11 protein-coding genes are annotated in these 12,732 nt (G+C 60.9%); 10 read left to right on the top strand and 1 reads right to left on the bottom strand.

Features of this window, described 5'->3' with window-relative positions:
* Positions 1-238: 238 nt before the first annotated feature.
* The 6 genes from KJB29_RS12705 to KJB29_RS12680 all read left to right on the top strand — a co-directional run bounded on the left by KJB29_RS12705 (position 239) and on the right by KJB29_RS12680 (position 6,984).
* Positions 239-943, top strand: a complete 705-nt coding sequence (locus KJB29_RS12705; RefSeq protein WP_215734868.1) for a GntR family transcriptional regulator — start codon at positions 239-241, stop codon at positions 941-943.
* The gene (prpB, locus tag KJB29_RS12700) at positions 936-1,850 is read left to right on the top strand and encodes a methylisocitrate lyase (protein ID WP_215734867.1); all 915 of its coding nucleotides are present in this window, start codon (positions 936-938) and stop codon (positions 1,848-1,850) included. Before KJB29_RS12705 ends, prpB begins: the two co-directional genes overlap by 8 nt.
* Entirely contained in the window at positions 1,847-3,292 is a 1,446-nt protein-coding gene (locus tag KJB29_RS12695) for a bifunctional 2-methylcitrate dehydratase/aconitate hydratase (protein ID WP_215734866.1), read from the top strand. The genes prpB and KJB29_RS12695 overlap by 4 nt, the downstream gene beginning before the upstream one ends.
* A gap of 80 nt (positions 3,293-3,372) precedes the next feature.
* Positions 3,373-4,689 (top strand): citrate (Si)-synthase, encoded by a 1,317-nt coding sequence (locus KJB29_RS12690; protein ID WP_215734865.1) that lies wholly within the window; start codon positions 3,373-3,375, stop codon positions 4,687-4,689.
* 57 nt (positions 4,690-4,746) lie between these two features.
* Positions 4,747-6,342: a succinyl-CoA:acetate CoA-transferase ScpC gene (scpC, locus tag KJB29_RS12685; RefSeq protein WP_215734864.1), complete on the top strand. Its 1,596-nt coding sequence runs from the start codon at positions 4,747-4,749 to the stop codon at positions 6,340-6,342.
* Between the two features lie 30 nt (positions 6,343-6,372).
* Positions 6,373-6,984 carry an acetate uptake transporter gene (locus tag KJB29_RS12680; protein ID WP_215734863.1) on the top strand — a complete coding sequence of 204 codons (612 nt, stop codon included), beginning with the start codon at positions 6,373-6,375 and terminating at the stop codon, positions 6,982-6,984.
* Positions 6,985-7,173: 189 nt separating this feature from the next.
* On the opposite strand, the gene sfsA is transcribed toward KJB29_RS12680, so the two are convergent.
* Complete coding sequence (sfsA, locus tag KJB29_RS12675; protein ID WP_215734862.1) at positions 7,174-7,872, bottom strand: DNA/RNA nuclease SfsA; 699 nt, start codon at positions 7,870-7,872, stop codon at positions 7,174-7,176.
* Between the two features lie 235 nt (positions 7,873-8,107).
* On the opposite strand from sfsA, the gene KJB29_RS12670 reads away from it, so the two are divergent.
* The 4 genes from KJB29_RS12670 to KJB29_RS12655 all read left to right on the top strand — a co-directional run bounded on the left by KJB29_RS12670 (position 8,108) and on the right by KJB29_RS12655 (position 12,731).
* The gene (locus KJB29_RS12670; protein ID WP_215734861.1) at positions 8,108-10,024 is read left to right on the top strand and encodes a phage tail sheath C-terminal domain-containing protein; all 1,917 of its coding nucleotides are present in this window, start codon (positions 8,108-8,110) and stop codon (positions 10,022-10,024) included.
* Positions 10,025-10,213: 189 nt separating this feature from the next.
* Positions 10,214-10,723 (top strand): phage tail protein, encoded by a 510-nt coding sequence (locus KJB29_RS12665; RefSeq protein ID WP_215734860.1) that lies wholly within the window; start codon positions 10,214-10,216, stop codon positions 10,721-10,723.
* Positions 10,723-11,529 carry a hypothetical protein gene (locus KJB29_RS12660; protein WP_215734859.1) on the top strand — a complete coding sequence of 269 codons (807 nt, stop codon included), beginning with the start codon at positions 10,723-10,725 and terminating at the stop codon, positions 11,527-11,529. The genes KJB29_RS12665 and KJB29_RS12660 overlap by 1 nt, the downstream gene beginning before the upstream one ends.
* Positions 11,530-11,693: 164 nt before the next feature.
* Complete coding sequence (locus KJB29_RS12655; RefSeq protein ID WP_215734858.1) at positions 11,694-12,731, top strand: hypothetical protein; 1,038 nt, start codon at positions 11,694-11,696, stop codon at positions 12,729-12,731.
* Position 12,732 lies beyond the last annotated feature (1 nt).

Genomic DNA, 12,732 nt, shown 5'->3' with positions numbered 1-12,732 from the left:
AATAATGCCAGCCCAAGTGCAGCCGGTGAGAAAAGCCTTGTGCCCGTACTTGGTCATCCCGCCGTTTCCTCGAAAAAGAAGACCACCTTCTTCGAGACGGAAACCTTTTCTTTTTGATATTCAGTTACAATATATTTTTTTATCAAAAATAAAAGTGTCGACACTTTTTGCTTGAAAATCTAAAATTCCGGGTATAATCTTCGCTTGTCACAATAAATTTCAACAAGGTGTCGACAAAATGAAGCATCAGGTAAATGATAACAATCAGTCCGCGACTCCCCTGACGGACCGGATTTTTGATGTCCTTCAGGATTCGATCATCAAGGGTGAGATTCCCGCAGGGAGCAAGATTTCAGAACCAGAGCTTGCCAAAACGTATGGGGTGAGCCGGGGGACATTGCGCGAGGCCTTGAGCCGTCTGGAAGAACGGCATCTCGTCATCCGAGCGCCGAACCATGGTGCGCGGGTCATCTCGCTTTCCTATGAGGAGCTGATTGAAACCTACCAGGTTCGCGAAGTCCTGGGGGGGCTCGGGTGCAGGCTTGCCGTCCAGAATATGACCGACAGCGAGATCGCAGAGTTGAAAAAGCTGCTGGATGAGCATGAGAAGAGCATTGCGGAAGATCAGGGGCTTTCCTATTACCAGGAGGAAGGAGAATTCGATTTCCATTACCGGATCTTGCAGGGTAGCCGCAACAAGAGACTCTTGGCCATTCTGGATGGTGGCCTCTACCAGTTGATCCGGATGTACCGGTACCAGTTCAGCACCGACAGTCCCCGGCCCTTGCTGGCGCTCAAGGAGCACCGTCGTATCGTCGACGCCATCGAGGAGCGGGATGGAGAGTTGGCGGAACTGCTCATGCGGCGCCATATACGGACCGCGCGCATCAGCGTCGAGGAACGGCACAAAAAAGCCATGGCAAAGGACAGGGGCAATGTCTGAGCAGATTTCCGCCGGAAAGCTTTTCCGCAAGGCCATTGATGCTGAAAAGCCGCTTCAGATTGTGGGGACGATCAACGCCTACTGTGCAATCCTGGCCGAAAGGGCCGGGCACCGGGCAATCTACCTCTCCGGCGCCGGGGTTGCGAATGCTTCGTTCGGTCTTCCCGACCTCGGTATAACCTCCCGCAGTGACGTCCTGGAGGAGGTGAGGCGGATTACCGGCGCTTCCCCCCTGCCGCTCCTGGTCGACATCGATACGGGATGGGGGGAGGAATTCGGGATTGACCGCACGATTAAGGAGATGATTCGCGCAGGGGCGGCGGCGGTTCACCTTGAGGACCAGGTCGAGCCGAAACGGTGCGGCCATCGCCCCAACAAGTCCATTGTTTCAACAGGCAGAATGGTGGACCGTATAAAGGCTGCGGTGGATGCCCGAAGCGATGGGGATCTCATGATCATGGCCCGTACCGACGCCCTGGCGGCCGAAGGGCTCGACGCCGCCGTCGAAAGGGCGGCCCGCTATGTGGAGGCCGGCGCGGAGAGCATCTTTGCCGAAGGGGTGCCCGATCTTGCCATGTACCGGCGGTTTGCCGACGCCGTTGATGTGCCGCTCCTGGCCAATATGACCGAATTCGGGAAGACCCCCTACTACACGAAAGAGCAGTTTGCTGCGCAGGGGGTCGCCATGGTGCTCTATCCCCTGAGCGCCTTCCGGGCCATGAGCAGGGCCGCACTGGAGGTGTATGAGACCATCCTCCGCGCCGGAACCCAGGAGCCGGTTGTGGCGGCCATGCAACCCCGGGAGGAACTCTACGAACTGCTCCACTATTACGACTATGAGCGGAAACTCGACCGGCTGTCTTCCCGTGACGGCGTAGAAAGCGGCGAGGGGAGGGAGAAACGATGAGCACGACTGCCGAGGTGAATGTCCGCCCATCGCCGGATCAGGTGCTGGTCGACATAGCCGAGTACGTCACGGGCTACCGGGTGACGAGCCACGAGGCCCGCGAAACTGCCCGCTACTCCCTGATAGATGCCCTCGGGTGCGGCATGCTGGCCCTGACGTTTCCCGAGTGTACCAAGCTCCTGGGGCCGATCGTCCCCGGAACCGTCGTCCCCCGCGGCGCCCGGGTGCCGGGCACCCGTTACGAGCTTGACCCGGTCAAGGCGGCCTTTGACATCGGCTGCATCATCCGGTGGCTCGACTTCAACGACACCTGGCTGGCCGCCGAATGGGGGCACCCGTCGGACAACCTCGGGGCGATCCTGGCCGTTGCCGACCACCTGAGCCGGCGCAACGTTGCCGAAGGGAACGCTCCCGTGACCATGGGCGAGGTGTTGACCTGCATGGTCATGGCCCATGAAATCCAGGGGTGCCTGGCCCTGGAGAACAGCTTCAACCGGGTGGGGCTCGACCACGTCCTGCTGGTCAAAGTCGCCTCGACCGCCGTTGTCATGAGACTGCTCGGAGGGACGAAAGAGCAGATAATCGATGCCCTGTCCCAGGCATGGGTCGACGGCCAGAGCCTCCGCACCTATCGCCATGCCCCCAACACCGGCAGCCGCAAATCCTGGGCCGCGGGGGATGCTGCCAGCCGGGCGGTACGGCTATCCCAAATGACCCTCCAGGGGGAGAAGGGATATCCAAGCGCGCTCACCGCCCCCACGTGGGGATTCTACGACGTCTCATTCAAGGGAGAGCCGTTCCGCTTCCAGCGTCCCTATGGCTCCTATGTCATGGAAAACGTCCTCTTCAAGATCGCCTTTCCTGCGGAATTCCATGCCCAAACGGCCGTTGAAGCCGCAGTGAAGCTCCATCCCCAAGTGCGGGAGCGACTCTCGGACATCGAAAAGGTCGTCATCACCACCCACGAATCCGCCATCCGTATCATCAGCAAGACCGGCACACTCCATAACCCGGCGGACCGGGACCACTGCCTCCAGTATATGACCGCCATCGGGCTCATTTTCGGGAACCTGACCGCCGACCATTACGAGGAGAGGACGGCGGCCGATCCCCGCATCGATCCCCTGCGGGAGCGGATGGACGTGGTGGAGGAGCCGCGCTACAGCCGCGAATACCTTGAGCCGGATAAACGCTCCATCGCCAATGCCGTCCAGGTGTTCTTCCGTGACGGCTCCTGCACCGAGCGTGTCGAGGTGGAATACCCCCTCGGGCATCGCCGGCGCCGCGCCGAGGGAATCCCGCTCCTGCTGGAGAAATTCCGGGCGAACCTGTCCTTGCGTTTCCCCGAAAAACAGGTCCAACGAATAGTTGCCTGCTGCCGGGATCAACAGCGGCTGGAGAACACTCCCGTCCATGAGTTCATGGAGTTGTTTCGTATCTGATCATCGTCGAAAGGAGGTTGTGAAGTTGTCTCACGTTTACTGAATTTCAATGCAATTACCACGAAAAGGAGCGTAGTACGATGGGATTAAAAGAAACGCTTAAGCAGAAAATCGAGGAATTTCGCCCCCGCACCACCAGGCTGGTCAAAGAGTTCGGCAAGGTCAAGATCGACGAGGTTACCATCGAGCAGTGTATCGGCGGCGCCCGCGATATCCGCAGCCTCGTGACCGATATCTCCTACCTGGACCCCCAGGAGGGGATCCGGTTCCGCGGTAAGACTATTCCTGAAACCTTTGCCGCCCTCCCCAAGGCTGAGGGTTCGGACTACCCGACCGTTGAATCCTTCTGGTATTTCCTCCTGACGGGGGACGTTCCCACCCAGAGTCAGGTGGATGACGTGCTTACCGAATGGAAGGTCCGCCAGGAAGTACCCCAGTATGTCTTCGACACCATCCGGACCTTGCCCCGTGACAGCCATCCCATGGCGATGCTCTCGGTGGGGATCACCGCCATGCAGCGGGACTCGAAGTTCGCCGCCCTCTATAATTCAGGCAAGTTCAATAAGCTGACCTCGTGGGAAGCCGTGTATGAGGACGCCTGCGACATCGTCGCCCGCATTCCGGTGATCGCGGCATTCATCTACAACCTGAAGTACAAAGGCGACCGACAGATCGCCATCGATCCCGCGCTGGACATGGGGGCCAATTTTGCCCACATGATCGGGCAGGGTGATGCGTACAGGGACGTGGCACGGATGTACTTTATCCTCCACTCCGACCACGAATCCGGCAACGTCTCCGCCCATACCACCCACCTGGTGCATTCCGCCCTGTCCGACCCCTACTATGCCTATGCCGCCGGTTTGAACGGCCTGGCCGGCCCGCTCCACGGCCGCGCCAACCAGGAAGTGCTCGACTGGACCATAAAATTCCAGGAGAAGTACTGCAAGGACCAGGAACCGACCAAGGAGCTCATCACCAGAGCGCTGTGGGATACCCTCAACTCCGGTCAGGTCATCCCCGGCTATGGCCATGCCGTCCTGCGCAAAACCGATCCCCGCTACATTTCCCAGCGGGAGTTCTGCCAGAAGCATCTCCCGGAGGATCCCCTCTTCAAGCTGGTTTCCATGATCTTCGAGGTGGCGCCGGGCGTCCTCAGCGAGCACGGCAAGACCAAGAATCCCTGGCCAAACGTCGATGCACAGTCCGGCGTCATCCAGTGGCATTACGGGGTCAAGGAGTGGGATTTCTACACCGTCCTCTTCGGTGTCGGCCGGGCTCTCGGATGCATGGCCAACATCACCTGGGACCGCGGGCTCGGTTATGCCATCGAGCGCCCGAAATCGGTGACCATCCCCATGCTTGAGGAGTGGGCCGCTAAAGGCGGCCGGCTGTAGTATTCGCGGCAAATGCGCAGCTTTACCGTATACATCAAAAAAGAACAGGAGTTTACTATGGCAAAATATGGAACCCTGCAGGAGCGCGTGCGTTGCACGTCATTGCTGGGCAAAGTCATGAAGGCGGAAGAAACCATCCAATTCTTCAAGAACGGGATGAACCTCGGCTGGTCGGGCTTTACCCCCGCCGGGTATCCCAAAGCAGTCCCCATCGCCCTCGCCGACCATGTGGAGAAGAACAACCTCCAGGGAAAACTGCGCTTCAGCATCTTCACAGGGGCATCGGTCGGGGCCGAAACGGAAGATCGCTGGGCAACCCTGGATATGATCGACCGCCGCTGGCCGTACCAGACCGGCAAGAACATCGCCGCCGGCATTAATGAGGGGCGCATCCGGATGGGGGACAAGCATCTCTCCCTCTTTGCCCAGGATCTCGGTTACGGCTTTTACACAAAGGACACCCCGAGCGGCAAGCTGGATCTGGCGATTATCGAGGTGTCCGCGATTACGGAGGACGGCGGGCTCGTGCCGACCTCTTCCGGCGGTGTTATCCCCGAAATTCTCATGATGTGCGACCGCGTCATCGTCGAGGTGAATGTCGGGCAGCCATCCTTCGAGGGGATGCATGACAACATCATCTGCGACAACCCGCCGAACAGGCAGGTTCTGAACATCACGAAGGCAGATTCCCGGATCGGCACCACCGCTGTCCCGTGCGATCCATCCAAGATCATCGCCGTTGTTGAGTCGGAGTATCGGGACAACGGCCGGGCCTTTTCCGAACAGGACGAGACATCCGAGGCCATTGCCAACCACATCATCGACTTCTTCAGCCACGAAGTGAAGGCTGGCCGTCTGCCGAAAAATCTCCTGCCGCTCCAGTCGGGGGTCGGCTCCATCGCCAACGCCGTCATCGGTGGCCTGGCCAAGGGGCCGTTCAGCGACCTCAGCGTCTACACCGAGGTGCTACAGGATACTATGCTCGACCTGATTGACTCGGGCAAGCTCAACTGTGCCTCCTCCTGTTCGCTCTCACTCTCCAAGGATGAGGGGTTCCCGCGCTTCTTTGCCAACATGGATAAATATGCGAACAAAATCCTGCTCCGCCCGCTCTCCATCTCCAACGCGCCGGAGCCCATCCGGCGGCTCGGCGTTATCGCCATGAACACCCCGGTGGAGATCGACATCTACGCCCATGCCAACTCGACCCTTGTGGGGGGTACACGGATGATCAACGGCATTGGCGGCTCCGGCGATTTTCTTCGCAACGGCTTCCTCAAAATCATGCACACCCCGTCGAGCCGTCCGTCTAAAACCGATCCCACCGGCATCACGTGCGTCGTGCCCCACTGTTCCCACATCGACCACACGGAGCACGACCTCGATTGCGTGGTGACCGAGCAGGGGCTTGCCGATCTGCGGGGGCTCGCACCGAAGGAGCGCGCCCGGCGTATTATCGAGAAGTGCGCCCATCCCGACTACAAGCCGATCCTCTTCGCGTATCTGGAAATTGCAACCAAGGAGTGCATGGCGCGCAAGGTGGGCCACGAGCCCCAGGTGTGGGATCGCGCCTTCAAAATGCAGCTGAATCTTGCCCAGAACGGCACCATGAAGATCAAAAACTGGGATATGAAGATCGACCTGTGCGAATAGCCACGCGACGCTGACAAGGAGGTAGTACCTATGGCCACAAATCCACAAGACACGGCTGCCGTATTCGAACTGAACGATACGACGGCCAATCCGGCGCCGCTCGGGCTGCTGGGCTTCGGTATGACGACCGTTCTGCTCAATCTGCACAATGCCGGGATGTTTCCCATGGATGCCATGATACTGAGCATGGGAATTTTCTATGGCGGCCTGGGGCAAATCATCGTCGGCATCATGGAATGGAGAAAAAGCAATACGTTCGGAGCGACCGCCTTCACATCCTATGGCCTCTTCTGGCTCACCCTGGTGGCGCTGATCATCCTTCCGAACACCGGCTTCATCCATGCTCCCGACAACTTTGCCATGACCGCTTACCTCGTCATGTGGGGGCTTTTTACCGGCGTGCTCTTTGTGGGAACCTTGAGGATGAACAAGGCGCTCCAGGTTGTGTTCGGCTCGTTGACGGTATTGTTCTTCCTCCTCGCGGCTGGTGATGCAACCGGAAACCACGCCATCAAGATCATCGCCGGCTATGAAGGGATTTTCTGCGGTCTGTCCGCCATATATGCCGGACTGGCCCAGGTCATCAACGAGGTCTACGGGAGAACAGTCGCTCCTCTCGGCCTGGTACGCCAACTGGGGTAATTTAATCTACTACCGGCTGGTAAAAAAGGGAGATGGGTCGCCATCTCCCTTTTCATTGGTGGTGCCTCCGCCAGTATGTTGGAGCTCAATTGTAACGCGGCTCGACGCAAAGCCAAAACGCAATGTGCAATATTTTACATTAAAATCAGTCGGTTAGGGTTTTAGGGCGGACGCTGGCTGGCTCCCTGACTACAGAATCACCGGTAGCCGCTCCGTAAGCCGGATCTCCTCCGGCGTCACCAGTGCCCGGTAGGCAAGGGCCTCGACGCCGTTCGCCACGGCCAGCCGGAGGAGCTGCCCGTATTTCGGGTCGATGGCGTCGGCCGGTGAAACAGCCTCGCCGTCCCCCCGCTGCACCACGTAGAAAATCACCCCACGATCACCCCGCCGCACCATCTCCATCAGCTCCCGCAGGTGCTTCTGCCCCCGTTCCGTCACGGCGTCGGGGAAGAGGGCCCGTCCTCCTTCCACCAGGGTCACGTTCTTTACCTCCACCCAGCAGCGCCCCGACCCACCTTCCAGGAGGAGGTCAATCCGGCTCCTTTCTTCCCCGTAGCGCACCTCGGGCCGGATGCTCCCGTATCCCTGAAGCTCCGTCACGGTGCCGTCCTCGATGGCCTCCCGCACGAGCCGGTTCGGCAGCCCCGTGTTGATCCCGGCCCAGAAGCCGTCGGCCATGACCAGTTCCCAGGTGTAGGCCAGCTTGCGGGCCGGGTTTGCGCTCTTGGAGAGCCAGACAGGGCTGCCGGGGAGGTTGCACCCTTTCATGCTTCCCGAGTTGGGGCAGTGGGCGGTGACAGTGGTGCCGTCGGCCAGTTGCACGTCGGCCAGGAAGCGTTGGTAGCGGCGGACGAGGGTGCCGGGGTAGAGGGGGGTAGGGAGTCGCATGGTAGGTTGTGTAGCATGGTCTGCCGCCGCGGACAAGCTGTAAAGGGGAGGAAAAGGAAAATGAGCACAGCCTTATTGACACGGGATAAAACTCTGTTATTTGGTTTAAAACAATCCGGAATCACAGGGCTTTTCCGATTCGCCTTCCGAGGCTGTTCCCCGCGATAAAACGATGATGCCAGAAGCAGTTACACCGTATTGCCGTACGTAAACACTGACGAAAGGAGTTCAGACGATGCCTACGTATCTTCACCCGGGTGTGTATGTGGAGGAGATCCCGAGCGGTTCCCGCCCCATCGAAGGGGTCGGGACGTCCACCGCGGCGTTTGTCGGCTATACCACGAAGGGGCCGGTGGCCGAACCGACGCTGCTGTTCAAGTGGAGCGACTATGAGGAGCAGTTCGGCGGTATCCGCGATCTGGGAAAATCCGCCACCGGCGACCCCATGGGATTCGCGGTCTACAGCTTTTTCCAGAACGGGGGGACCGCCGCCTACATCGTGCGGGCCATCACGGAGGGGAGCGCCGACACTGCGGAAGGGTTCCTCGTGAATCCCGACGATGCCACTCAGATAATTCGCTTCGCGGCGGCCAATCCGGGTGAATGGGGGAATGATCTGCGGATCAGGTTCGAGGCCAAGGCGGATGCCCCCGGCTTCTACACCCTGCGGGCCGGTGTCATGGACGGAACCGAGTTCAAGGAGCGGGAGCGGTTCAATGACCTGACCGTGGCCGATGAAGACGCCCCCGACTACATCGAGAGCAAGGTGAACGACGCCTCGACCCTGATCAGCGTGGAGATGCAGGCGATCAGCCAGTACCTCCTGGGGGTGAGCATCAGCCAGGACCTGTCGGCCGTGGCCGACTTCAGCTTGCTCAACGACCTGACCATGACCGTTACCGTGGACGGCACGGCCCGGGCGGTGACCTTTGGCGCCACCGAGTTCAGCGCCACTAGCACCCTTGCCGACGTGGCCGGGAGCATCCAAACCCTGGTGAGGGGCGCGGTGGTTGCCAACCCTGCCGTGCGGGACTTTACCTGTGCGGCGGACGGCAACCAGCTCGTTCTCACCTCCGGCACCCGCCTCGCCGCATCCGCGGTGGTGGTGACTGGGCCGGGCGACGCCACCGACGCCTCCACCACACTCCTGCTGGGGCTTGCCAACGACGGCACCGAGCGGACCGGCCAGCAGTCCCTGGACGCCATGCTCTCGGGGATCGCCGGCCAGGTCTCCCTTGCCGGTGGGACCAACGGCAGCGAACCCGACAAGGCCGCCTACGACGATATCTTCGCCGCTTTCGAGAAGGTGCGCGACATCAGCATCCTCAGCCTGCCGGGACAGGCCTGGGATTCCACCACCGAGCAGTCGATTATCGACGCCGCCGTGGCCCACGCCGAGAAGATGAGGAGCCGCATGGTCATCATCGATCCCCCCGAGGGAAGTGAGCTCAGGACCGAGAAAGCGGTCAACGACCTGGGGTTCAAGCCCAAGACCTACTCGGTGGTCTACTATCCCTGGGCCAAGGTTGCCAACCCCTTCTACAACGCCGAGAGGAACCCCGGCGTGCCATCCACCCTCCTCGTGGCCCCCAGCGGCTTTGCCGCCGGCATGTGGGCCAAGATCGACGGCCGCCGCGGCGTCTGGAAGGCCCCGGCGGGGGTCGAGACATCGCTCCTCGGCGTGGCCGGCCTCCAGTACCCGGTGGAGGACGGGGAGCAGGATTCCCTCAACCCCCTCGGCGTCAACTGTCTCCGGAAGATGCCGGGCTTCGGGCCGGTCATATGGGGAAGCCGCACACTGGCCACCAAGGCCGACCCAGAGTGGCGCTACGTCCCCATCCGGCGTACCGCCATAATGATTGAGCAGAGCATCTACAACGGCATCCAGTGGGCGGTCTTCGAGCCCAACAATCACAACCTCTGGGCCTCCCTGCGGGCCAACATCGGCTCCTTCATGGACGGACTCTTCCGGGCCGGCGCCTTCCAGGGCGAGAAGGCGAACGACGCCTACTTCGTCCGCTGCGGCCTGGGTGACACCATGACCCAGGGGGACATCGACCGGGGCCAGGTGATCGTCATCGTCGGCTTCGCCCCCCTGAAACCGGCCGAGTTCGTCATTGTGAGGATCCAGCAGAAGGTTGCCGAACAGTGATGATTTAACAGCAACTTCATAACACAGAGCAACTGAGCAACAGAGAGGAAGAGGCGATTTGAAATAAATCCTCTTCCCCTCTCACCGCGAAAGTTGACCAAGTGAATTTGCGGAAATATTTTTCACGATTTCTCAGTTGCTCTGTTGCTCTGTGTTTAAAAAGATTTTCAAAATAAAAGGAGGTTTCTGATGGCTGCACCGCTCTTTCCCGTCAACACCCATCGGCACGATCCCTACCGCACCTTCAAGTTCCAGGTCGTCATCGACGGCAAGGTGGTTGCGGGGCTGAAGAAAATGGGAGCCCTCAAGAAGAAGACAACTCCGGTGAAGTGGCGCGCCTCCAATGACCCGTCCCACGAGCGGGTCATGCCGGGGGGGACCAGCTACGACCCGGTGACCCTGGAGCAGGGGCTCACCCACGACCCGGTCTTCGAGAACTGGGCGAACCTGGTGAACAACATCCAGGGGGATGCCGGCATGTCCCTGAAGAACTACCGCAAGGACATCATCATCAACGTCCTGAACCTCCAGGGGAAGGTGGCCATCTCCTACAAGCTCTACCGGGCCTGGGTCTCCGACTACCAGGCGCTCCCGGATCTGGACGCCGGCAACATGAACACCGTCGGCATCCAGACCATCACCCTGCAGCACGAGGGATGGGAGCGGGATACCAGCGTCGCCGAGCCGGCTGAGAGCTGATGCGGCTCCCCGGCGGCATCCTGCGCGACGGCGCCCGGCGCCGGGACTTCGCCTTCCGTCCCCTGACCGGCGTGGTGGAGCTGGCCCTGGCCGAGGCGGCCGGGACCGGCGCCTCCCTGCCGGCCAAGGTGACGGCGGCCCTGGCTGCAACCCTGGAGCATGTGGGGGGTGAGTCTCCCCTTCCTGCGACGGTGGCGGGGCTTTCGGTGGCTGACCGCCAGGTCCTGATGGGGCGGCTCGCCATGGGACTCGGGCTGGGGGAGAGCTGGCTCTCGGCCGACTGCGCCCGATGCGGTGAACGGTTCGATTTCTCCGTACATCACTCGGACCTGCCGGTGAAGGAGGCAGGGGAGGGATATCCCTTCGCCGAGGTGGAAACGAGCCTCGGGCCGTGTCGCTTCCGGGTTCCCACCGGGGCCGACCAGCAGGCCATTGCTGAGATGGGCGACGGGGAGGCGTTGCGGCTCCTGGTAGCGCGGTGCCTGGTGGCCCGTCCCGGCGGATGCGGGGCCGGCGGCGACTTCACCCCCGCTGATCTCGCCCGGATCGAGGCTGCCCTGGAGACAGTGGCGCCGGAAGTGGCGGTGTCGGTCCAAGCCGCCTGCCCGGCCTGCGGCACAACCCACGTCATCGAGGTTGACCCCTACCGGGCCCTGTTTCGCTATTCGGGCTGGGATCTGTTGCAGGAAATTCACATCCTCGCCGCCACCTACCACTGGAACGAGGCGGAGATCCTGGCCCTTCCCCAGGAACGGCGCCGGCGCTACCTGGAGCTGATCGACCGGGCGCGGGGGATGGCGCGGTAAGTTGAATCAAAAAAAATGGATTAACCACAGAGACACAGAGTCACAGAGAAAGTCATGGAGTTTTAAGGGGAACCCTACAACCGAAAGGCAAAAAGTTTTCTTTCTCATTCTTTTAGGTTTGCTCTGTGTCTCTGTGTTGAATGCTTTTTACAATAAAGGTTTTTATGGGATTTTTCGCCGACATCATACGCGACAGTCGCAGGGAGGGGCTGGCAGTCCGCGCCCCCGAGGCCCCTGTACCCCGTGGCAGCGAGGAGGTTCCGTCCGATGCGCCGGTGGTGGCGGACGGCGCCCCTGTTGCGCCCGCCGCAGTCACGGGGAGCGATGCGTCGGTGATACGACTTCGGGAGGAGGGGGGCGGTACGCCGGTTACAGCGGGGCAGAGTCTTTCGCAGGCTGGAACCGTCACCCGCCAGGTGGTGGGCCCTTCGCTTTCGGAACACACCCCGTTTGCGGGAATTCCGGAGGTGACGGAGAGAGAAGCAGTTTTTCCCAATCCTGTGAAACGAGAGCAGGCTGGAAGCGAAAGCGACCGAACGGTACGTGGCGATTTCCGCGTTGAACCGATGGAGTCATTTCACGACGGTGGTTCGATTGACGTTCCAGTAGTATCAGTGAGCGCAAAAGATTCATTCGTACGGGAATCTTCGTCCGGATATGCGGCGTTACAAGCTGTGAAAGTGTCTGTGGAAACTCAGGGGAGACAGCAAGCGGGGGAAACCCGTGCGGGCTCCACCACCCCTCCCGGACTAATGGGCAGCGAAACAGTAGAAAACCCGGCCTTGGGGTTGCCGGACGAACCTCTCCGGGCCGACGTTGAGGTGTCACCGGCCCTCCAGTTGCCGGGGAATCCGCCAATGTCGGCAACGCGGGCGGATCAGGTGCTACAGCAAGGTGATGTGTCGGAAGAGACCGGACGGTCTGCCGTCCCGCCGGGAAGGGAATCCATGGAGGAGACGAATCCCGCTCCATCTTCAGGGGCTGTACCGGCCGCCGTGACGCTCCGTCAGCCCCCTGTCCCTGCCGTCGGTGAGCAGTTCCCGCGCCATTCCGAACGTCCGGTGGCTCCCCCCGAGCCCCAGGTGAGGATCGGCACCATCGAGGTCGTGGTGGTGGCCCCGGCGCCGGCGGAGCGCCCGTCCCGGAGCGAGGAGCGCTCCCGCCCCGATCTGTCCAGCCGCCACTACTTGAGGAATTTCTGAC

It is taken from the genome of Geobacter grbiciae, assembly GCF_018531165.1.
In the GTDB taxonomy this organism is placed as follows: Bacteria; Desulfobacterota; Desulfuromonadia; order Geobacterales; family Geobacteraceae; genus Geobacter; species Geobacter metallireducens.
This window is presented reverse-complemented; position numbering and strand designations above follow the sequence as displayed.

What these genes read in the sequence shown, in the direction of transcription:
- KJB29_RS12705 (WP_215734868.1), top strand. Translation starts at nt 239, where the DNA reads ATGAAGCATCAGGTAAATGATAACAATCAGTCCGCGACTCCCCTGACG.
- prpB (WP_215734867.1), top strand. Translation starts at nt 936, where the DNA reads ATGTCTGAGCAGATTTCCGCCGGAAAGCTTTTCCGCAAGGCCATTGAT.
- KJB29_RS12695 (WP_215734866.1), top strand. Translation starts at nt 1,847, where the DNA reads ATGAGCACGACTGCCGAGGTGAATGTCCGCCCATCGCCGGATCAGGTG.
- KJB29_RS12690 (WP_215734865.1), top strand. Translation starts at nt 3,373, where the DNA reads ATGGGATTAAAAGAAACGCTTAAGCAGAAAATCGAGGAATTTCGCCCC.
- scpC (WP_215734864.1), top strand. Translation starts at nt 4,747, where the DNA reads ATGGCAAAATATGGAACCCTGCAGGAGCGCGTGCGTTGCACGTCATTG.
- KJB29_RS12680 (WP_215734863.1), top strand. Translation starts at nt 6,373, where the DNA reads ATGGCCACAAATCCACAAGACACGGCTGCCGTATTCGAACTGAACGAT.
- sfsA (WP_215734862.1), bottom strand. Translation starts at nt 7,872, where the DNA reads ATGCGACTCCCTACCCCCCTCTACCCCGGCACCCTCGTCCGCCGCTAC.
- KJB29_RS12670 (WP_215734861.1), top strand. Translation starts at nt 8,108, where the DNA reads ATGCCTACGTATCTTCACCCGGGTGTGTATGTGGAGGAGATCCCGAGC.
- KJB29_RS12665 (WP_215734860.1), top strand. Translation starts at nt 10,214, where the DNA reads ATGGCTGCACCGCTCTTTCCCGTCAACACCCATCGGCACGATCCCTAC.
- KJB29_RS12660 (WP_215734859.1), top strand. Translation starts at nt 10,723, where the DNA reads ATGCGGCTCCCCGGCGGCATCCTGCGCGACGGCGCCCGGCGCCGGGAC.
- KJB29_RS12655 (WP_215734858.1), top strand. Translation starts at nt 11,694, where the DNA reads ATGGGATTTTTCGCCGACATCATACGCGACAGTCGCAGGGAGGGGCTG.